The following is a 20,124-nucleotide window of genomic DNA, read 5'->3' as shown; positions in this document are numbered from 1 at the left end:
ACTCATGTTGCTCTTGCTACTCACTACCTATGACTGCTTCCTCCGGGACCATCCGTCCCAGTATCAAGCTGTCCAGGTCAAAGGGGGAGCTTCACCCCATGATGCGACTTGTGATCGTCTCGGCGCCATGTGGCCACCGCACGCGGCGGGTCAACCGGATGTGGGCCGCAGATTGTTCATGAGCAGGCCGAGGGCGAACTCGAAGCGGTCGTGTCCGGTGCCGGAGATCAGCTCGGCGGCATGGCGTCGAGTGTGCGGGAACTTCTCGGCGGGCAGTGCGGTGAAGCGGTCCAGCAACTCCTCGTGGCTGAGCACCCATTCGTGATCCTGGTGCCGGCGCCGTTGCCGGACCAGAGACTGCTCCAGGGCGTAGGCGCTGACGTAGAGGGACAGCGCGTCGCGGGCCCATCCGGCCGTCCTCGGTTCGATGCCGCCCGCGAGCAGGATCGCCAGGATTCCTTCGCCGACCCGCAGCGTTTCCAGGTTGGTCGGCACCATGGCCAGCGCGGCGCGCGAGACTCCGGGGTATTTCAGGTACAGGTCGCGGATCTGTGTGTACACCGCGAGCAGCTGCTCGCGCCAGGCGGCCGGGTCCGGTTCGGGGAGCGTGACCTCGGCGTAGAGCCTGCCGATCAGTAGATCGTCGATGTCGTCCTTGTTGACGATGTGCGCGTACAGCGACGACGGACCGGTGCTGAGCACGGCGGCGACCCGGCGGATGGTCAGCGCGTCGTACCCCTCGGTGGCGACGACTTCCAGGGCGGCGTCGGTGATCCGTTCGATGGTGATCGGCTTCTTACGTGGTGCCGACGCGGCGACCTCCGCCGCGGGTTGGGCGTGGCGAGCTGCGCGGCGTGGGCGAGGATCGGCGGACATGCCGACCATTATAACTTGACACGATCTAAGTTCGTTAAGTAGAACTTTGATCGTCAAACGAACTAAGTTCGTATCGATGTCTTGGAGGTATGTGATGCGAGTTTCCGTTGTCGGAGCCGGTCTTGGAGGTCTGGCCCTCGCGCAGGGTCTGCGCGGTGCCGGGATCGACGTCGACGTGTTCGAGCGCGACCCGGGGATCGTCGCCCGGTTCCAGGGCTACCGGCTCGTGCTGGACCCGATCGGTTTCCAGGCGGTGCGCGACTGCCTGCCGATGCGCTGGCACCCGCTGCTGGACGAGATCGTGATGGACGCCTCCGCCGAGCAGCTGGTCCTGGACCCGCAGTTGAACGAGATCGGCAGGCTCGGCGCGGGCCGGACCGGCATCGTGGTCGACCGGCAGGTGCTGCGACACCTGTTGCTGACGGGCCTCACCGTGCACACCGATGCCGCGCTGACCGGCTACGACGTGCTGGCCGACGGCAAGGTCCAAGCCCGGTTCGCCCGCCGCGACCCGGCCACCGCCGACCTGCTCGTCGGCGCGGACGGCGTCACCTCCGCGGTCCGCGGGGTGCTGTCGCCGCAGACCACCCCGGCCGACACCGGCGTCCGGTTCGTCATCGGCCGCACCCCGCTGACCGACGAGTTCGCCGGCCTGTCCAAGGCATACGGCTCGAAGATCGCGGGCGACGGCGTCAGCCTGCTGCTCGGCGCGATGCGCTTCCGTACCCCGCCGAAGCAGGCCGCCGAGCAACTGGCCCCCGAAGTCACGCTGCCCGACATCGGCGACTACGTGCGCTGGGCCATGATCCTGCCGCCGAACGGCTCACTGGAGAACCTGACCGCGCAGGACACCGTGCTGTCCAGGATGGACGGATGGCACCCGCAGCTGCGCACGCTGATCGAGCAGGCCGACCCGGACAACAGCACCCTGCTGTCCATCCGGGTGGTCAAGCCCGGTGAGCGCTGGGCGTCCGGCCCGGTCACGCTGCTCGGCGACGCGATCCACGCCACCTCCCCGACCGGCGGCAACGGCGCGAACACCGCACTGCGCGACGCCGACCTGTTGCGCCGCTGCCTGATTGAGGCAGGCGAAGGCCGCCAGGATCTGCTCAGCGTAGTCGACGACTACGAGCGGCAGATGTTCGAGTACGGCGCCGAGGCCGTGCGCAGCAGTCTCGAGAAGCTGCCCGCCTTCGCCCCCGAAGCGAAACTGTCCTGAGGTCGAAGGCCACCCTGTGCGATCAACCGGACCCGCCCGCTCGTGGACATACTGATCCCCGCCAGCTGACGACGCGGTTGACTACTGGAGGCCAGCGACAAGATCGTTCGGCCGTTGGCGGCGCACGGTGGCGCTGTTGTCCTTGCTCAGCGCTCGGTGACTCGTTCGCCGCCTAGTACTACAGCCTCAGATCTTGATGTTGTGATCGGTTCTGCTCGGGTTGTCGCCAGGGACGGAGGCGGGCGGGCAAAGGGTCGCCACGCCGTTTGTAGTGGCTGACGGTGGCCCGGGTCTGGTGCAGGGCTCGCCAGTGATGCTGCTTGAGGTGGTAGTCGTCGCTGTGGTGGGCGGTCAGAGCGGTGGCCGCGAGCAGACAGACGAGGGCCGGGACGGTCAGCCGGATCAGCGGAACGTGCTCCTTCCCGCCGTCTCCTGCGCTTTTCCCTCGACTGCCGGGTCCGGACGGGTGGGCTCGTCCTCGGGTTCTGGTTCCGGGGCGGGGTGGCGGGCGCGCTGGACGGTCAGGAAGGCCAGGGGGAGCATCGCGCAGGTCACGTGTCGGTGCCATGAGATCCAGCGGCGGACCTGGTACTGGCCCAGCCCGGTGATCTGCTTGGCAAGCTCGTTGTTCTCCTCGATCTTCCAGCGGACTCCGGCCTTCACGATCGCCTCGGTGACCGGGTCGGTGGCGGGGGCGTGGACGAGGAAGTACGCGTACTCGAAGTCCACGCGGCCGCCGGCCAGTTGCTTCTTCTGGGTGCTGCGGCGGATCAGCAGCCAGTGGGCAAAGCCGTCGGCCGGCATCTGTCCGGGCAGGGCGATATTGAACCAGGCCCAGCCATAGCTGCGCTGCCCCTTGGAGCCCTCGCCCTGGCTGCGGCACTCCCACTGCCCGCGCACGTGGCGTAGTGCAGCAGATCACCGGCCGCCGCGACCTTCGGCAGGCGCGGCTCGCCCGGCGGGCCATGAACCGGCAGGGTGACCGGCACCGCGAGCACATAGCGGATCTGCTGATCGTGCAGCCAAGACCTGAGGGTGGGGTCCTTGCCGTAGTCCGCGTCCGCGGCCACCCCGGAAAACGGCAGCCCGCCGGCCACCGCACCGGCCAGCATGGCGATGCCCAGCCGCGCCTTGGTAGCGAAGACGACCTCGTCGGGCACCCCGGCCGCCCGGCACCGCTCACGATCACTCGTCCAGGACTCCGGCAGGTACAGGCGCCGGTCGTAGAAGGTGTGGCCGCTCGCGGCGGCGTAGGTGAGCATCACCATGACCTGGCAGTTGCGGACGTCTCCGGTCGTCCCACAGTGCTGGTAGGCGACCCGGACGGACTGGTCCCCCTTCTTGACCACCTGGGTGTCGTCCAGCACCAGCGTCGCGCCCCGGTCTCCCAACTCCCGTGCCACATAAGCCTGCACCTCGGCCAGCAGCGCGTCCGCACTCCAGGAGGCCTCACCAAGGAACTTCTGGATCCGGTGAGGGGTGGCATGCCCGGCCCGACCGGCCATCGTCCAGCCGTTCTTCCGGCCCAGGTCCGACAGCAACCCCTCGACAAGATCGGCGAAAACCTCCCGCGGCTCCGGCCGGGCGAACAGATGCCCCAACCCGCCCGTCAAGACAGCCAGTTCCTCTGCCCAGCCCTCAACGTGCTCCGCACTCACATCCATCAGCATGACTGGACAACGATCAGCACCGATCACCAGTCACAAGATCTGAGGCTGACTACAAGCTCCTATGGCCAGTTGAGTAACGGACCTTCAGCCACGCCATTCAACACGCCTCGTCGGGTGAAGGGTCGGCGAATCGGGTAATGGGCCGATGAGACTGCGCGGCCCGCCGCTCCGGAGAGAGTCGCGCATCCGAGCGTGGTGAATTCCCCATCGCCAAGGGACGCAGCAGTCACAGACAGTCACAGGAATCCAAGGCGAGGCGGGGAATACGCGACAGTTTGGTACACGACTCCGCCAGTCCCGAGGCCCGACCGGGACGCGCATGCCCGTTGTGATCCCGGTAAAGGCTACCCTGCGCCAGAGGAGACCGGGTTTGGGGAGTTGTGAGTGGCTGACACCGTCGTCTTCGGGGGCCCGACGCGAGTCGCGGGGATCGGTGAGGGCCTGTGGCGAGTGGGGTGTTCGTTCCTCATCGGCGCGTTGCCGTCCGCGCACCTCGTGGCGAAATGCGCCTCAGGGGTCGACCTTCGCGCAGTCCATCCGGAATCCGTGTCGGCGACCGGGGCATATCGGGCTGCGGGTTTGGCACCGTTTCTGATCGTGTCGGCGCTGGACGTTGCCAAGGGTTACGTCGCCATCAGGCTGGCCGGGCGTGGCCGGCGCTCGCCGGCCCTGCACGCGGCTCTCGTCGTCGCCGGGCACAACTGGTCGCCCTTCCTTCAGGGAGCGGGGGGCCGCGGCATCACGCCGGCCATCGGAGCGTTGCTGTGCACCGACTGGAAGGGGGCCGTGGTGATCCTCAGTGGTCCCGGTCTCGGGTACGCCTGCCGGGAGACCGGGCTGGGATCCTTTGCCTCCCAGCTCCTGCTGCTTTCGGTCGCCTTGGTCTCGCGGAAGCGCCGTTCGGCCCTGCCCTCGGTCGCGGCCGTCCTGGTACCCATCTGGGCCAAGAGGATCCTCGGCAACGAACTGGAGGTCCACGCGGACCTGCCCGTGGCTCGCTACGTGGAACGCCTCCTGTACGACAGGGACTCCGCGGGCACCGGTTGAGGCCGCTCGGCCACCATCGCGGCGAGCGAGCGGACGAACTCCGTCATGCGGCCGGTTGCGTCAAGGCCGCCGGACGACAGGGCCGCGACGTCCCGTTCGATGTCGGCTGCGCTGTCCTGGATCTCCTCCTCGAGGCGGGCGGCGACGGAACAGGCGGTCATGAGGTCCAGGATCCACTGCGGACCGTCGCCGTCGGGCTTCCTCAACCGGGACGCCACGCGTTCGGCGACGCCCTCTCGGCCGTCCGCGCACAGCAGTCCGATCAGGATCGCGACAGGTCTGGTGAACTTCCCCTCCTGCAGGTCGCTCGGTACGGCGGCCTGGTCGTGCAGGAACATGTCGTTGTAGTCGTCGACCAGTTGGTACAGCATGCCGACGCGGTAGCCGAGTCGTTCCATCCCAGCGTGCGTTCCGCTGTCCTTGCCGCTGGTTACGGCGGCGCCGGCTGCGACACAGGCGAAGGGTGCGCCGGTCTTCAGACGGATCAGCTCCTCGTAGGGTACGGACCTGAAGTCGTACCAGCCCTGGTGCCAGCCGATGTCCATGCTCTGCCCGAGAGGCACCAGCGTCGCCATCGTGTCCAGTCGGCGCCGCACTCCGTCCTTCTCCTCCAGGGTGAGATCGCTGCCGTGGAGGGGATAGTGCGAGAACGACCGTACGATGCATGCCAGGTTGATCGCATTGCTGACGTTCTCGCTGACGTGCACGGCCTGGTCGCGGTCACGAAATACGGCGTTGTCCTGGACGTCGTCGAGCACCAGCGACGCGGCGTGGTACAGCTCGACGGCCGCCGCGAGCGGCTGTGCCTTCTCCGGCGTACCGCCCAGAAGTTCGCCGCAGAGCAAGGCGAACAACGAGCGAAGTCGCTTTCCTTTCCGGGCCAGTTGCCGTTCCACCAGAACGCGCATCCGGTCTCGGTGCCCCCAGGGCCAGACCTCGAAGCCGGCCCGCATGCGGTCGTCGATTCCGCGCAGCTGGTCGGCGAAGTGGATGTGCAGTCCGGTACTCATGCGGCCGCCTTGTCTCTGGCTGGATGAGGCCAGCCCCTGGCCAGCCGTGAGCGGTAGGCCGCGTAGTGGACGAAGCCGAGGATGATCAGTGAGAGCCAGCTCATCAACGGCTGTTTCATCAGCACCATGGACAGAGCGGTCAGGTTGATCGCGGCGACCGCGCTCCTGGCGGCCGCCTTGCGTGCCACGATGCGCCCGCTACACACCTGCGGAAAGTAGGTGACCGCGAAGATCCCCACGATGCCGACCATGACGAGCCAGTGGAACGCCAGCACGGCCCCCAGCGAGGTGGCGATGCCCATTCCTCCCCTGAACCCCATCTGTGCCGGCCAGATGTGCCCGGAGACTACGGCGACGATCGCCAGGGTGACGACGCCATCCCCCAGTCCCATGTGGACACCGCCGAGGACGACGAGGTAGCCCTTCAGCATGTCCAGCAACAGGATGGCCACGAACCATGGGCGGCCGAACACCTTTCCCACGTTCTGCGCGCCGGCGTTGCCGCTGCCGAGGTCGCGGATGTCCTTTCCGGTGCGCGTCTTCGTCACGTAGTAGCTGGTCGAGATGCAGCCGATGAAGTAGCTCAGGACGACATAGCCCGTCACCAGTGCGATGTGACTCGTATTCATCTGGTATCTATCACCATCTCATTTCAACAGGGTCAGGGAGAACAGGCCTGGAAACCAGGCCAGTCGAAGGATGAGCAGTGATCGTGCCGTCGACCTGTCCCGGTCCGGCCAGGACCAGAGGATGTAGGCGCACGAGCACACTGGCGCGATCAGGAAGGGAGCGACGCAGACGAGGAACAGTGACGGCTCCGAGCTGACCGGGGCGCCCATGCCGCAAGCGGCGGCACACAGAACTGCGGCCACGGCGATGTAGGCGGCGACGCTAGTACCGGGCTCGAACACGGTGGCGAGCGTGCGCAGGCCGACTTTGCTGTCGGCGTCGCGGTCCTGCAGCGTCTTGACGATCTCGTAGCCGACCACGAACAGCAGGACGGTCCCTGCGGCGACCCACGATCTCAGCGGCATTCCGCCGCAGACCAGGGCGCCGAACAGAAGAGTGCCGCAACTGACGACGGCGACGACGAGGTTGCCGACCAGGATGGTGTCCTTCAGCCGGTAGGAATAAGCGAAGGCCAGGGACAGGAGCGCAGAGGCGAAGAGTGTCTCGGCCGGGCCCAGCGCAGCGGCGATCGTCAGTGTGAGCACCACCAATGCCAGTACCACGAGCCGGGCGGTACGGACATCAACCCGCCCCGAGGCGATCGGCCGCCAGGGCTTGCCGATCCTGTCGGCGGGCAGGTCGGCGATGTCGTTGACCGCGTTCGCGACACCCATCACCCCGGCCATGCACACCATGGCGAGGACCCCGCGGCCCCGGCCCACGCCCGGCGAGTCCGCCGCGATGTAGCCGCCGCACGCCGCGGACAGTGCGGCCAGCGCGCAGGTGATCGGCCGTACGATGCTGCAGGCGGCCACGATCCGCTGTCCCGTTCCGCTGTGTGAAGCTCTGTGCACCATGGATGGAATACCGTCTCCTCGCCCGCTGCCCTATCGGACGGGTCCGCGTCGATGGACACGGCCCGTCGTGCCGTCCACGGTGATGACATCGCCGTCCTGAACGGCCTGCGTCACCGAGTGCAGTGCGACAACGGCGGGTACGCCGTACTCGCGTGCGATGACCGACATGTGTGCGGCCACACTCCCCACGTCGGCGGCGACGGCTCCGGCTCGTGCGACCAGTGGAGCCAGTGCGGGGACGAGGGAGCGGACGACGAGGATGTCACCGGCCGCCACTTCCGCTCCCGCCGGGTGATCGACGAGCCGGGCCCTGCCGGTTGCCCTTCCGGGGCTCACACCGATCCCCTCGAGCACGTCAGGAGAAATCCGTCCGTCCGTCTCCACGACCGGACGGCCTAGCAGCAGCGGCAGCAGGTACGCCGCGGTACCGAGACTCAGAGGCGGCCGAAGAGCCCGTTGTCGTGCCCAGGTTGAGGTCCGGTGGGCGATCAGCTCCTGCCTGCGGGCGGGAGAGCCGTGGGACAGTGCCGTCCTCAGTTCCTGATAGGTCAGGAAGTGCACGTGCTCCGGGCAGTCGATCACGCCCCTCTCCTTGAGCACGGTGCCCAGCCGTAGGAGCGCCTGGCGCAGAGCCGGCCACGGTTCGGTCAGGTTTCCCGTGTACCGCCGCCGCAGGCGCGCCGTGTCCCGGGCAAGGGTGAGCAGGCGGTTGAACCTTGCCGGGTCCGTCCTGCGCCGAGAGAGGACCGCGAGGCACAACTCCTTGAGCCTGTCGTCATCGTCGTCGGACACCACGGGCCGTGGCTGCGGGCCAGAGCCGTCAGCGACCTCGCCCAGGGTCGGTCGGTACCAGTCGAGGGTTGACACCGCGTGCGGGGCGACGGCTTCGGTCTGCTCCCGGTCGACCAGCAACCCGTGATACGGCTCGTCCAGCTCAGGGAGGATCGCCTTCTCGTAGTAGCTGGCCAGCGCCTCCTCCGCCCGCCAGGCCGTGCCGCCCACCAGGAACATCGGCCAGAGGCAGTCTCCCACGAGCGCGATCACACGGTTGACGAAGTCGACCACGACACGCTCGGACATCGCGGCGAAGCCTGCCGTCACCGTGCCCAGCAGTGCACGACAGCTCAGCCTGTGGTTCTCCAGGGCGGCCGTCTGTTTCGCGACGACGATCCGGTTCGTGATCGACGGCCGGTGTCTGCTGACCAGCATGGCGCAGGCGAAGCCGGGATGCGCGAGCATCCCCTCGAGGAGCGCTGAGGAGCGGCGGTCGCCCAGCGGCGAGTGGTAGTACCAGCCATGGAGGAGCCGGTACGACGGCTTCGGCACCAGGACACCACTGCGTTGCCACTGCGCTCGCCGGAATCGTAGATCCACCGTGGGCAGAAACCATGTGGCGAACAGCGGGGTCACCGGTTCGGGCAGCCATTCGCCGAGGCGGATGTCCCGCCGCCACTCGCCGCGCGGGGGCGCCGGCCAGGCGACCGAGTGTTCGTCGCCGCCGGCTGTCGGCCGAGCCTGCAACAGCGTGATCCTGCCGTCCAGGAGGGCCCACTCGACCTCGGCGCGGCAGGACAGGTGGGCGGAGACCTGCCGGGTCAGCTCGGCGATCGCGACCGCCTGGTCGGGCGTGATCGCGTCGTATGAGTTACGCACACAGGTGGCGGCAGAGACCGTCACCGTCCACTCGTCAGCGGCCGTCTCGCCCTGCATCAGCCGGTCCGCGCGGCCTCGCACAGCGGAAACGGACACGGCCGTGGTGTCACCATCCTTCGGGTCGGTGGCGAACGCGGCGCCGGCGGCGTCGGGTTCAAGCATGCGTTGCACCAGGACGGCCATTAGCGGTGCTTCGGTGACTCTCTCGCGCTGAGGCAGAGCCACGTTCTCCGCGGACCCCCAGCACTTCAGTACGGCGGCTCGCAGGGCGGTGGCTCCCCTGACGTCCAGCACACTCGTGAAGTGGCCGGCGCAGGACGCCTCGTTCGTGTCCTCCACGGTGCTGGAGGAGCGGACGGCGAGCAGGTCCGAGTGATGAACGTCCGTGATCTCGTCCAGGGCGCGTTCAAGATGTGCCGACGTTTCACCGTCGTCCGAACCGGTCTTGCCACGCTCCTGGAAGTGCTGGTGGATCCAAGCCGGAATCACCATGCCGTCGGCGCAGGGAAAACCCGACCTCAGCAACTGTGCCAGCGTCGCCGCCTTGCGCCCGCTCACCCGGGTGTCGGTTGCCCGGTCGTCGGTGAGTGCCACGGTCGTCGGTGGCGCGTCCGACGGTCTGTCCATGCGGAATTCCCCCTCTAAGCCCGAGCAGCCGTCACACCATCGGCCGTGGCACGATGACCGCTGCGGCCCGGCTCCATCATCAAGTCGGCGGCGATGCGCAGGGTTTTCGAGCGAATGCGCGCGTAGTGCTCCTCGTAAAGACGCGTGAACTCGGCGAACGCCGTGGGACACAGCCGACACCATTGTTCCTCGTTCATCCGGGTCCTCGACTTCTGTGCGTCCGTGAGTCGTCGAGCCTCATTCGGGTGCCGGGCAAGGGTGGAGAGGAGAATGTTTCCAGCGCCTGTCTCGCTGTCCTTCTGCCAGTCCCTCAGATCGTCGGCAAACCTGCAGGCAAGGCCGAGCGCACAGAAGTCGTCCAAAGCGGCCTTCGGAGCGTCGACACCCTGGAACAGGCCCGTGATCTCGGCGAGTTGCCTCATCACGGCACCGCAGTCCACGTCAGCGTCCTCCAGAAGATCGTCCACCGATGGAGCGGCCCGCCGGTTCTCGATCGACGTCGCGTAGCGCCGGTACTCCGTGTCGACGGTCTGACGCAGTGCCTGCCGGATCAGGTCGCACCGGGAAGGGTCGCAGGTGCAGCCCAAGTACGCCCGCAGGTCCGCAATAGCACGTTCGACGTTCGCAGCCGTGGCCAGATCGTCGAAGTGAACGGATTCCCTCCCGATCCGGCGCTCGAATTCGTCATCCATCAGGAATGCGATCCTGTTGACCAGGATGAGCAGTTGTGCCGTTCCTCGCCGCACCGGCCGTCCAGTGAACTCGGCGAAGCCCGACAGCAGAAGGTTGAGGAAGAGGTCGTAGGCGGCGATCTCCCGGCCCCGGCCACCTGCCGCGGGGGGCAGATCCGTCCGGTAGGGGCGGAACAGCAAGTGCCGCCCGTAGACGGGAAGCAACCGGAGTGCGGTACGCGCGCGACCGCCAGTCCGCGGTAGCGCGGTCATGGGATCGCCCAATGCGCAGGCACGTGTGGCGACATGGTACTGACGACGACCCGTCTGCTCTCGGGGAACAGCGCATGCGAGCAGGTCGCCATGTGCTCCGGATGGGTGGCGAACAGTTGGGTCAGGTAAGCCCTCGTCCGGCGATCGGCTCCGGCGTGCTGGGCGACGAAGTGCTCACACGCTGCCGAAACCTTCTCTCGGTCACCGAGTTCGGCCCCGAAGAGCGTCAGGGAATGACGCATATACCGCCAGTAGCGGCGGCAGTCGTCGACGTCGAGAACCAGCTTCAAGGCACTTCCGGTCCGCAGACATGACAGGGCGATGATACCGGCGAAAAAGTCGACATAATCGCCGCGCATGCCGTGCAGATCTCGGTGAAGCTCGCCGAGATCGGTGAGCAGTCGGCGAACCATGGGATTCGCTATGCCGCCGTCCGGTACGGTCTCGTCACTGATACCCAGGAGACCCACCAAGAATTCCTTTTCCCGCCCACCGTCGACGATCCTGCGTAACATCAGGGCTTCCCCATGCCCATCGACCGATCCCACACGGGAAAGCAAGGGAAGGGTCGCATAGGTGGTGAAGATGAACATGCCTGCGCCACCCAGCATCCTCGGGGCCGCCCAGATTTTGCGGACAGCACGCAGGTCTTTCGCATACTCCGGTGACTCTACGTACCGAATAACCCTCTCGGGCATGCTTGCAGCCCCCCCCGATCCCCCTCACGGATAAGAAGGGTCCCGCCCATCGCCCACCGCGGTCAATAGGTTGAACGACTCGAAGATTCGTTCTATGCAATGTCGCGGGGCATCACTGCGATATGCGCCGCCGTACCCACGCCAGCCAGTACCGGACGCCGCCGGCGACCCGCGGTGCGGAAGCCTGGAGCCATGCGTGACCTGGGTGCATTGCTTCGGATCCGAGCGATTGCGAGCCTGCCTTTTCGGGCCACAGGGTGTGTTCTCTGCCCGACTCCCTGTGCCAGGAGTCGGTGTGCGAGATGGAGGCGGCGCTGGGAGCCGGGTGAGGCAACGGACGACACACAGCTGGCCGTTCTGGTAGGCGAGTCAATCCTGCTGTCGGCCTGGTACTGCAGCCGCAGATCTTCGAGTTCGTGATAGAACCTGATCGTTTCCCGCTCGGCGACCGTGTCTGGAAGGGGTCAGATGTGCCCCGCAGGCCGCCGCTCCCTGCCGCGCTCCAAGGCAGTGACCGCTTCCGATCGTATGCGATCGACTGCCCAGGAAGTGAGGCTGTAGTACTAGGCCGTCCTGCCGCAGGTGGCACTCGATCCGTGCTTCCGCTCCGGCAATCACGACGCGCATCCATACGGACCTCGCCCATCAACCGCCACGACCACAGTGATTCCTGGCCATGACCGCTGTCTCAACGACGACTATGAGGTAACCCGAAAGATTGAACGCCCTGACCAGCGCTTCCACGCGACTTGTCCAATTGGGCATCCGCTAGACATGGTGGCCCGGAATTAGACAGCGAAGCGCGGAACCTACAAAATGTCTGTAGGGAATCATCGTCCATGTCTTACGGCGCTTTTGTGACTTGCGACTTCGCGCGGTGTCTCACGGAATGTCAGCAGAGAGCCGTCTCACCGCGATGTCAATTTCTCGGAGATCCGCCATCGTGAAGGTCAGCCGCGACCGACAGAGGGTGCCGCACCATGGCACGGCACCCTCTCGGTTCGAGCGGATCAGAGGTGCTGTTCCGCCCGACAGTTGTTGCCTACAAGGTCCTCCTCATCCGTCGCTGTGGCATGTGAGCTGTGCATCGATCTGCGCGGCGGTTCTGGCACCGTCGCGGGTCCAGTACTGGCCGTCGGGTATGTGGGCTGCTTTGACCTCGCGGATGTTGAGCACATCCCCGGTGCCGTCATCGGCTCCGGCGAACGTGACGGAGATGTCGAGGTTGGCCGGCAAGATCCTGGGCTGTGTCCCTGAACTCGCCTTCAGGAAATCGTCCGCCATCCACAAGGTGACCGCACCCTGCCTTCCTTCTGCGGTCTTCGGGCCGCTTGCCCGCCAGAGCAGCTTTTCGGAGTCGCTGTTGTACACCTCGACCGTTCCCACCTTGTCCGTTGGGCAGGTGGGCATCTTGACCGAGATGCGGGAGTCGTCGATCCGCATTCCGGTCAGGATTGTCGTGGCCGGGTCGGACATGCTGTAGACGCCGTACACCCAGGTGCCCGCGGCCGCGAGGACGGCCAGTACGAGTACCGAGCCCCCCACGGCGAAGGGCCACACGGGTACTTTCCGGGGTTGACTCAAGGGCATGGGTAGCCGCCGTCCGCGTATCCAGCGCGGCGCTCCCACTTGTTGCGGCACGCTACGCCACCAGCTCTGAGGTACATGTAGGCGAAGCGCCATCCGTACTTCATCCACTGCTTTTTGTGTTTATTTTCGTGCCGGATCCGGGCTTTGGATGTGTAGTAGCTGTTGTTCCAGGTGAAGTACGTCGTAGCGAGTGTGGTTCCGCCGCGGGCGTGGAGACCGTAGCCGCCGGTGCACACGTGCATACCGTAGCGGTACCGGCATCGGTAGCCGAGGTAGCGGGACCCGACGTACGCGAGGCCGAAGCCGACGATGCGGGCCTGCTGGCGGTTGTTCCACCGGTTGGCGGCCCGGTAGAAGCGCTTTCCGTAGTGCCAGGCGAGCTTCGCGCCGACGCTGACGTGGAAGCCCCAGAACCTGCCGTCGAGGTCGTAGCGGTTGATCGGGTCGCCGCCGCAGTACTCGTAGGCGTTGGCCGAGCCGCCGGGTACGGGGTCGATGGACAGGAAGCGTCCGGTGGCGGGGGCGTAGAAGCGCACGCCCATGAGGGTGACGCCGGTGACCGTTTCGCTGGAGCGCTGCTTTTCACCGAGCCAGCCGTAGCGGGTGGCGGTGGTGTCGCCCTGGGGGGTGCCGTACTCGTCGTAGGCGAGTGCGGTCAGGGTCTGGCTGGTGTCCAGGGGGAGTTCCACGGTGACATCGCCGTGGATATCCGCGAGTTGCAGGACGGTGTCGCCGGTGGCGCTGGTGACAGCGCCGAGGTCTCCGCCGATGTCCTGGACGTTGCGGCTGATCGTGGAGCTGGTCTCCTGGATCCAGTCGGGGCTGTCGCCGTCGGCGCCGTAGTGGCTGGTCTTGGATCCGGTCTGGGTCCAGGTGCCGCTGCTGCTGGTTTCGGTGCGCACGCTGTACGCGGATGCGCTGCTCCGCCGGGGCGACGTGAGCGCACGGCAGGTGGAGGGCGCACTGCAGGACTTCCGGGGGGCCTTGAGCGCGCCTTCGCCGAGACCCGCGTCCCGCCCGGCCGGTCTGCCGCGCAGGCACCGGGTGACGCCGGTGGAGCGGGTGGCCGCGAAGCCGCCACCGCGATCTCCGAGGCGGCGGCCCGCCGCGTCATGGCCACCCAGACCGACCTGCCACCCGGCTTCACCGTGCACCCCCGTGTGCTGCCGCAGCTGGACAGACGGGCCACGGCGCTCGACAGCGGCACCATCGACTGGGCCACGGCGGAGACCCTCGCCTTCGGCTCCCTGCTCCTCGACGGGGTTCCGGTCCGTCTGACGGGGCAGGACTCGCGCCGCGGCGCGTTCGGGCAACGGCACACCGTGCTCATCGACCGGAACACCGGTAGGGAGCACACACCGCTGAACTCGCTCGGCGCACAGGCACAGTTCGCACCCCACGACTCCTCTCTGTCCGAGCTCGCGGCACTCGGTTTCGAGTACGGCTACGCCCTCGCCCGGCCCGACGCACTGGTGCTGTGGGAGGCGCAGTTCGGCGATTTCGCGGACGAGGCCCAGACCGTCATCGACGAGTACATCGCGTCGGCGGAGCAGAAATGGGGGCAGCTCTGCGGGCTGACGCTGCTGCTGCCGCACGGTCTGGAGGGCCAGGGCCCGGACCACTCCTCGGCCAGGATCGAACGGTTCCTCCAGCTCTGCGCACAGGGGAACATGAGTGCCGCCATGCCTTCTGTGCCCGCCAACTACTTCCATCTGCTCAGGAAGCAGGCGCTCGGTGCGCGCGAGGGCAGGAGACCTCTGGTCGTCTTCACCCCGAAGTCGATGCTGCGCCTGAAATCGGCCACGTCCACACTGGCGGACCTCACGACGCACGGCTTCAGCCCGATCCTGCCGCAGGAGACAGCCGACGCCGACCGGATCAGGCACGTCATGGTGTGCTCGGGCAAGATCTTCTACGACCTAGACGCCTACCGGCGCGCCCAGGACGCCACCGACACGGCCATCATCCGCGCGGAGCTCCTCCACCCGTTCCCGGAGCGCGAACTCGGCAAGGAGCTCGCTCGTTTCCCCACTGACGCCGAAGTGCGGTGGGTGCAGGAGGAGGCGGAGAACCAGGGGCCCTGGCTGTTCGTGGCGCCGTACCTGCAGCGCCTGGCGGGCCGGCCCGTCGCATGCGTCAGCCGGCCGCCGGCATCGGCGCCGGCAGTGGGTTCCGCCCACCGGCACACCGCCGAGCAGGGGGCGCTGGTGGCGACCGCCTTCCGCTGAACTCCCGTCCGCCGGACGGGACCTGTGTTTCGACCAATTGTGGAGCGGTCATCGACAGCGATACGTACCCGACCCTGGACGACGTCCTCGCCGAGCACCTGGACGTCGTCTTCGTCGGGATCAATCCAGGTCTGGCATCAGCGGTTCGGGGCCACAGCTTCTCGACGCCGGGCAACAGGATGTGGCCGGCCCTCCACCGCTCGGGTTTCACACCGCACCGGTTCCGGCCCGAGCAGGAACGCGACCTGCTCGGCCTGGGCCTGGGTATCACGAGCATCGTCCGGCGGCCCACGGCTCGGGCCTCGGAGCTCACGGCCGACGAGTATCGCCAGGGGGGTTCGGACCTCGTCCGGCGCATGGAAGCCCTGAGCCCGGCATGGCTCGCCTTCCTGGGCGTCACCGGGTACCGCGCCGCGTTCGGCGCGGTCGACGCGAGCGTGGGTCGGCAGTCCGCGGTCATCGGCGGAGCACGCGTATGGGTCCTGCCGAACCCCAGTGGTCTCAACGCGCACTATCCGCCGTCGGAGCTCGCCGTGGAGTTCGCCGGGCTACGGGTCGCCACCGGCCTGCCCGATCGTTCGGGCCTGATCGGCGACGGCCCGTTCGCTCAGCGGTTTGAGTGAAGGTCGCCATGGCGGCGCAGCCATGTGCGCGCGGTTCCCTCCGCCTCGGCGAGCCGGACGCGTCCCGCGTCGGTCAGGGTGACCTCGATCGTCCTGCGGTCTCCCGCACGGCGATCGCGTTCGATCAGTCCGGTCGCCTGCAGACCCTTGAGCACGAAGGTCATACGGCTGCCCGATTCCTTGAGGGACGCTGTCAGCTCGGCCACGGGCACGGCCCGCCCCCCGGCTCCGGCCACGGCGCCGAGAACGAGGTACTCGTGGAGCGACATACCGTGGAGCATCCGCAACTCTCCGTGCAGGAGCCCGAGGCTCCGCAGGACGAACGGAGACTGTCGCGTGGTGTCCGACGGACCAAGGGCGCTCATGACTGCTGCAACCAGGTCCGGTGCGACGCCGATGGCGGCCCTGGCGGACACGACGGCCTCGGATCAGGACACGGAGGCGCCCGGCCGGCAGCTCTTCCGCCGGGCGACACACCGCTGTCCCGGCGGCGGCCGGCCGGGATCGCCGTCGCCCTGCGCGCTTTCTCCGCGGTCACCGCGCACGAGTGCCGTAGGCGCACCTACGCCGTCGGTTCGGCGGCTTGCCTGTCCCACCCGTGGAAGGACGAGTGGTCGCCGGAATCCCACGCCTCGCGCAGGCCAGGTCTCGCGAGGTCCCAGTCCGACCGGGTCTCCCTGGTCGCCTCGCGCAGGTCACGCCACAGGTCGTAGGCCGACGGACGCCCCCAGAACCAGTAGCCGTTGTAGACGCTGTGCACGACCAGCCCCGGCTTCAGGACCAGTGTGTGCGGGATCATCGGGTCGTGCTCGGGGTCGGTGTACTCCTGGATGTCCAGCTCCCGTTGGACGATCCGGCCCGGGTCGGACAGGAAGGTCCACTGCGCCTTTACCGACAGGCGGAACTCCTGCAGCGTGTGGTGTTCGTCGGTGGAGATGGTCGCCATCTGTGTGTAGGCCACCGCCGCTTTAGGCTGGAGCACCTCGGCCAGCTCCAGGTGCTGCTGGTGCTCCTTCGGGCAGTAGTGCCCACGCGCCAGCGTGAGGACCAGCGGGTCACGGCCCTGGAGCTCGCTGAGCTTGCGGACCGTGCCTGTGTGATCGGGCAGTGCGAAGTCCGGGAAGACACCGCCCGGAACGATGTCGGAACGCATGGCGTCAGCCACCTTTCTCTGTCGGCGCCAGGAAAGACCGGATCAGCAGCGCGGCGTCGTCGGGGCAGGTGTCCAGGACGAAGTGGCCGCCGTCGAGCAGATGCACTTGGGCCTCCGGCAGGTCGGCCTGATAGGAGTCGGCCTCCTGTGCCTGGAACGACGCGTCATGGCGCCCCCACAGAACCAGTGTGCGGGGCTGGTCGCGGCGCAGCCACTCCTGCCACACGGGATACGCCGCGACGTTGGTGCGGTAGTCGTAGAACAGCTCCACCTGGATGTCGGTCCGGCCTGGCCGGCTCAGGAACGCGAACTCGTCCGTCCACAGGTCGGGGTCGTAGCGGTCGGGCGCCGGGTCGTTGCCGACATGCCGTGCCCGAGTGGCGTCCAGGGACAGGAAGTTCTCCCGCAGCGCCGCCTCGTGACCGGCCCGGTCGGCCCAGAAGGCGCGCCGGGTCCGCCACAGCGGCCCGAGCCCGTCGGCATGGGCCACGGCGTTCTGCACGATCAACGCGTGCAGCCGCTCCGGATGCGCCACGGCCATGCGGAATCCCACGGGCCCGCCGTAGTCCTGCACGTAGAGCGAGTAGTGCTCGATGCCGAGCGCCCCCACGAAGCCGTTCGCCACCTGCGCCAAGTGGTCGAAGGTGTAGACGAAGTCGGACGGCGCGGGCGCACTGCTGTGTCCGAATCCCGGGTAGTCGGGGGCGATCAGCCGCCACCGGTCGGACAGTTGCCGGAGGAGGGGTTCGAACATCCGCGAGGAGGACGGGAATCCGTGCAGGAGCAGCAGCACCGGGGCATCCGCCGGCCCGGCCTCCTGGTAGAAGATGTCGAGGTCGTCGACCTTCAGGGAGCGGTAGCGCGTCATGCGGAGGCCCTTCCCCCGACCGCGCTGCCGCGCGCGATCCGGTGGCGCAGGTCGGTGAGCGTGGCGACGTAGATCTCCGAGAAGGTCGGGAACGGCTGGATGGTGTCCCGCAGCACCTCCAGCGGGATCCGGGCGCGGACGGCCAGGGTCGCCTGCTGGAGCCACTCCCCCGCTTCCGGACCCACCGCGTACGCGCCGGTGACGGTTCGGCCGTCGCTGAGCAGCGTCAGGAACCCCACGGCGTCGGCGTACGCACGGGTGTAGGCGGCCGTCTTGGCGACCTCGGAGATCGGGACCGTGGCGCTGAACCCCGCCTCGCCCGCGCCCACGGCCGCCGCCTGCGGGTCCGTGTAGACCACGCGCGGTACGGCCGTGTAGTCCGCGTCGCGGGGATGGCCGAGGATGTTGTCGGCGACGACCTCTCCTTGGTATTTGCCGACATGGGTGAGCATCCAGAGGCCGGTTGCGTCACCGATCACCCACAGCCGTTCGGCGGCGCGCAGCCGGCGGTCGACCGGGATGCCACGGTCGCTGCCGCTCACGCCGACCGTTTCCAGGCCCAGTCCATCGACGCGCGGGCGGCGTCCGGTGGCCACGAGCAGCTTGTCGCCGCGCAGCTCCTGACCGTCGTCGAGGACCAGGACGTAGTCCTCGGCGTCGCGCCGGGCGGCGACGGCGCGCCGGCCCAGGACGAGTTCGACGCCGTCACGCCGCAGTGCCTCGCCGAGCGCCCGGCCAAGCGGCTCGGGCTCGCGGGGCAGCACGTGGTCGTCGTGGCCGGTGAGCACCACCTCGCCGCCGAGGCGCCGTACCGCCTGGGCCATCTCGACACCGACCGGTCCGGCCCCCAGAACGAGCAGCCGACGCGGGACCGCCTTCATGCCGGTCGCCTCTCGATTGGTCCAGATCCCGGTCAGGTCGCGCAGGCCGGGAACAGGAGGCACGACAGGCGAGGCCCCGGTGGCCAGTACGACATGCCCGGCGGTGAGGCGGGTGCCGGCCACCTCCACCGCGCCGGGTCCCGCGAGTCGGCCCGAACCCCGCAGCAGGTCTATGCCCTTGCCTTCCAGCCAGCGTTCCTGTCCGGCGTCGGAGTAGTCCGACACCATGAAGTCCCGCCAAGCCAGGGCCTTTTCGACGTCCACCTCGGCGGTGGCCGCGGCCTCGCGTGCGCCCCGGACGGCCTCGCCCGGGCGCAGCAAGGTCTTGGACGGGATGCACGCGAAGTACGAGCACTCCCCGCCCACCAACTCCCGCTCCACGAGCGCCACTCGCAGACCACCGTCCGCGAGGGCCCCCGCGCAGTGCTCACCCGGTGAGCCGCCGCCGATGACGATGACGTCGTAGTCGAGTCTCATCCGTCCGTCTCCCATCACCCCTGCCCGGTCAGCACCTGTGGTCACCGTGTCTGGTCACCGGCGCGAACCGGCATCTCGTTGACGACCACCCGCCGTTCCCGCGTGACGATGCAGCCGATCGCGTCCGCGATGTCGTCGGCCTGCAAGAGCTCGACCACGCTGACGCGGACGCGCCGCCTCCGCGAAACCGTTGGACCGGACTTGGTCAGGTTGTGGACACCGCTCGCCGACCGGGCGACCTGTCCGGCTGTCGAGCTGACGTTCACGATGTCGGCCACCCGCCGCGGGGACGTGGCGGCGTCGATCAGGTGCGCCGAAACGTTCGGCACCCGCGGCGAGGGTGACGGCCCCGCCCAGTGGGGTGCCGGACACGGAGCTCATGTCGGCAGCTCAGTACCGGCCTGCTCGCTCACCATGTGCCGCGCGTACCAGTCCGGCCAGTCCTGGTCCTCCTCATCGGTGCGCGCCTCGTGCTCACCGTGCGCGACCGCCGCACGGCGCAGCGCGCTCGCGAGGTCCGAGGCGGAGGCGAAGACCGTCGTCGCGGGGTCCAGGCGGCCCGGGAGCCGGGTGGTGATCTCCTGCAGCATCCAGCCGTTGCCGTCCGGATCGCTAAACGACAGGAACGAGCCGTAGCTGCCACGTCTCGGGTCCGGTCCCGGCACGCGCGCGTCGGTTCCCGCGTGGTGGAAGACGCCTCCGGCGTCGTGGAACACGTCTGTGGGGTCCGCGCCGCGCCGTTTGAGCTCGTCGTGGGCGGCGCCGATGTCGTCGACGATCAGATGCAGGCCCTGGGCCGAGCCCGGCGTCTGCGACGAGACCGAGGTGCCGAAGATGACCGATGCGGGCGAACCCGGCGGGGTCACCTGCACCACCCGGAAGTGCTCGTCGGTGGCGACGTCGGCGTCGAGCCGCCAGCCCAGTGCCGTGTAGAAGTCCCTGGCCCGGTCCACGTCCGCCACCGGCACCACGACGACCTCGAACTTCATGTCCATGGTTCACGCCTCCGAACTGCGCCGAAAAGCCGACATCAG

Annotated in this window: 21 protein-coding genes and 1 pseudogene; 5 read left to right on the top strand and 17 right to left on the bottom strand. The window is 67.9% G+C overall.

Features of this window, described 5'->3' with window-relative positions; all coding sequences use genetic code 11:
- Positions 1–150: 150 nt before the first annotated feature.
- Complete coding sequence (locus ACIRRY_RS48845) at positions 151–876, bottom strand: TetR/AcrR family transcriptional regulator (protein ID WP_403986631.1); 726 nt, start codon at positions 874–876, stop codon at positions 151–153.
- Positions 877–970: 94 nt separating this feature from the next.
- Here ACIRRY_RS48845 and ACIRRY_RS48840 point away from each other — a divergent pair, with 94 nt between their 5' ends.
- Positions 971–2,095, top strand: coding sequence for an FAD-dependent oxidoreductase (locus tag ACIRRY_RS48840; RefSeq protein ID WP_403986628.1), 1,125 nt, complete (start codon positions 971–973; stop codon positions 2,093–2,095).
- Positions 2,096–2,497: 402 nt separating this feature from the next.
- On the opposite strand, the gene ACIRRY_RS48835 is transcribed toward ACIRRY_RS48840, so the two are convergent.
- Together ACIRRY_RS48835 and ACIRRY_RS48830 are read right to left on the bottom strand one after the other, a co-directional pair.
- Entirely contained in the window at positions 2,498–2,899 is a 402-nt protein-coding gene (locus ACIRRY_RS48835; protein ID WP_403986625.1) for a hypothetical protein, read from the bottom strand.
- Positions 2,866–3,708: an IS701 family transposase gene (locus ACIRRY_RS48830; RefSeq protein ID WP_403986622.1), complete on the bottom strand. Its 843-nt coding sequence runs from the start codon at positions 3,706–3,708 to the stop codon at positions 2,866–2,868. Before ACIRRY_RS48830 ends, ACIRRY_RS48835 begins: the two co-directional genes overlap by 34 nt.
- Before the next feature lie 441 nt (positions 3,709–4,149).
- Here ACIRRY_RS48830 and ACIRRY_RS48825 point away from each other — a divergent pair, with 441 nt between their 5' ends.
- The gene (locus tag ACIRRY_RS48825; protein ID WP_150956080.1) at positions 4,150–4,812 is read left to right on the top strand and encodes a glycerol-3-phosphate acyltransferase; all 663 of its coding nucleotides are present in this window, start codon (positions 4,150–4,152) and stop codon (positions 4,810–4,812) included.
- Here the strand turns inward: ACIRRY_RS48825 and ACIRRY_RS48820 are convergent.
- From ACIRRY_RS48820 to ACIRRY_RS48795, 6 genes are all read right to left on the bottom strand, one after another.
- Positions 4,764–5,822, bottom strand: coding sequence for a polyprenyl synthetase family protein (locus ACIRRY_RS48820; RefSeq protein ID WP_403986619.1), 1,059 nt, complete (start codon positions 5,820–5,822; stop codon positions 4,764–4,766). The genes ACIRRY_RS48825 and ACIRRY_RS48820 overlap by 49 nt on opposite strands.
- Positions 5,819–6,451, bottom strand: coding sequence for a glycerol-3-phosphate acyltransferase (locus ACIRRY_RS48815; protein WP_403986616.1), 633 nt, complete (start codon positions 6,449–6,451; stop codon positions 5,819–5,821). Before ACIRRY_RS48815 ends, ACIRRY_RS48820 begins: the two co-directional genes overlap by 4 nt.
- An 18-nt stretch (positions 6,452–6,469) precedes the next feature.
- Positions 6,470–7,306, bottom strand: coding sequence for a UbiA family prenyltransferase (locus tag ACIRRY_RS48810; protein ID WP_403986613.1), 837 nt, complete (start codon positions 7,304–7,306; stop codon positions 6,470–6,472).
- A 72-nt stretch (positions 7,307–7,378) separates the two neighbouring features.
- The gene (locus tag ACIRRY_RS48805) at positions 7,379–9,628 is read right to left on the bottom strand and encodes a PEP/pyruvate-binding domain-containing protein (protein WP_403986610.1); all 2,250 of its coding nucleotides are present in this window, start codon (positions 9,626–9,628) and stop codon (positions 7,379–7,381) included.
- 14 nt (positions 9,629–9,642) lie between these two features.
- The gene (locus ACIRRY_RS48800) at positions 9,643–10,524 is read right to left on the bottom strand and encodes a class 1 isoprenoid biosynthesis enzyme (protein WP_403986607.1); all 882 of its coding nucleotides are present in this window, start codon (positions 10,522–10,524) and stop codon (positions 9,643–9,645) included.
- 44 nt (positions 10,525–10,568) lie between these two features.
- Entirely contained in the window at positions 10,569–11,165 is a 597-nt protein-coding gene (locus tag ACIRRY_RS48795) for a hypothetical protein (RefSeq protein ID WP_403986604.1), read from the bottom strand.
- A 289-nt stretch (positions 11,166–11,454) separates the two neighbouring features.
- Between ACIRRY_RS48795 and ACIRRY_RS48790 the strand changes: the two are divergent.
- A pseudogene (locus tag ACIRRY_RS48790) lies at positions 11,455–11,648 on the top strand (hypothetical protein); the annotation flags it as partial.
- Positions 11,649–12,326: 678 nt separating this feature from the next.
- Here ACIRRY_RS48790 and ACIRRY_RS48785 read toward each other — a convergent pair.
- The gene (locus tag ACIRRY_RS48785; protein ID WP_403986601.1) at positions 12,327–12,746 is read right to left on the bottom strand and encodes a hypothetical protein; all 420 of its coding nucleotides are present in this window, start codon (positions 12,744–12,746) and stop codon (positions 12,327–12,329) included.
- 104 nt (positions 12,747–12,850) lie between these two features.
- Entirely contained in the window at positions 12,851–13,762 is a 912-nt protein-coding gene (locus ACIRRY_RS48780; RefSeq protein ID WP_403986598.1) for an RHS repeat-associated core domain-containing protein, read from the bottom strand.
- 210 nt (positions 13,763–13,972) lie between these two features.
- Between ACIRRY_RS48780 and ACIRRY_RS48775 the strand changes: the two genes are divergently transcribed.
- On the top strand, positions 13,973–15,088 hold the full coding sequence (locus ACIRRY_RS48775) for a hypothetical protein (protein WP_403986595.1): 1,116 nt from the start codon (positions 13,973–13,975) through the stop codon (positions 15,086–15,088).
- Between the two features lie 50 nt (positions 15,089–15,138).
- Positions 15,139–15,711 (top strand): G/U mismatch-specific DNA glycosylase, encoded by a 573-nt coding sequence (gene mug / locus ACIRRY_RS48770; protein ID WP_403986643.1) that lies wholly within the window; start codon positions 15,139–15,141, stop codon positions 15,709–15,711.
- On the opposite strand, the gene ACIRRY_RS48765 is transcribed toward mug, so the two are convergent.
- The 6 genes from ACIRRY_RS48765 to ACIRRY_RS48740 all read right to left on the bottom strand — a co-directional run bounded on the left by ACIRRY_RS48765 (position 15,696) and on the right by ACIRRY_RS48740 (position 20,085).
- Positions 15,696–15,980 carry a MarR family transcriptional regulator gene (locus ACIRRY_RS48765; protein ID WP_403986592.1) on the bottom strand — a complete coding sequence of 95 codons (285 nt, stop codon included), beginning with the start codon at positions 15,978–15,980 and terminating at the stop codon, positions 15,696–15,698. The genes mug and ACIRRY_RS48765 overlap by 16 nt on opposite strands.
- Positions 15,981–16,273: 293 nt before the next feature.
- Positions 16,274–16,864, bottom strand: coding sequence for a peroxiredoxin family protein (locus tag ACIRRY_RS48760; RefSeq protein WP_403986589.1), 591 nt, complete (start codon positions 16,862–16,864; stop codon positions 16,274–16,276).
- 4 nt (positions 16,865–16,868) lie between these two features.
- Positions 16,869–17,732, bottom strand: coding sequence for an alpha/beta fold hydrolase (locus ACIRRY_RS48755; RefSeq protein ID WP_403986586.1), 864 nt, complete (start codon positions 17,730–17,732; stop codon positions 16,869–16,871).
- A complete protein-coding gene (locus ACIRRY_RS48750; protein WP_403986583.1) occupies positions 17,729–19,090 on the bottom strand; it encodes a dihydrolipoyl dehydrogenase family protein in 1,362 nt (453 codons plus the stop codon). The genes ACIRRY_RS48755 and ACIRRY_RS48750 overlap by 4 nt, the downstream gene beginning before the upstream one ends.
- 41 nt (positions 19,091–19,131) lie before the next feature.
- The gene (locus tag ACIRRY_RS48745; protein WP_403986580.1) at positions 19,132–19,419 is read right to left on the bottom strand and encodes a hypothetical protein; all 288 of its coding nucleotides are present in this window, start codon (positions 19,417–19,419) and stop codon (positions 19,132–19,134) included.
- Between the two features lie 48 nt (positions 19,420–19,467).
- Positions 19,468–20,085, bottom strand: a complete 618-nt coding sequence (locus tag ACIRRY_RS48740; RefSeq protein WP_403986577.1) for a VOC family protein — start codon at positions 20,083–20,085, stop codon at positions 19,468–19,470.
- Positions 20,086–20,124 lie beyond the last annotated feature (39 nt).

Origin of the sequence: Streptomyces sp. NPDC101776 (assembly GCF_044766845.1) — a bacterium.
Lineage (GTDB): Bacteria > Actinomycetota > Actinomycetes > Streptomycetales > Streptomycetaceae > Streptomyces.
This window is presented reverse-complemented; position numbering and strand designations above follow the sequence as displayed.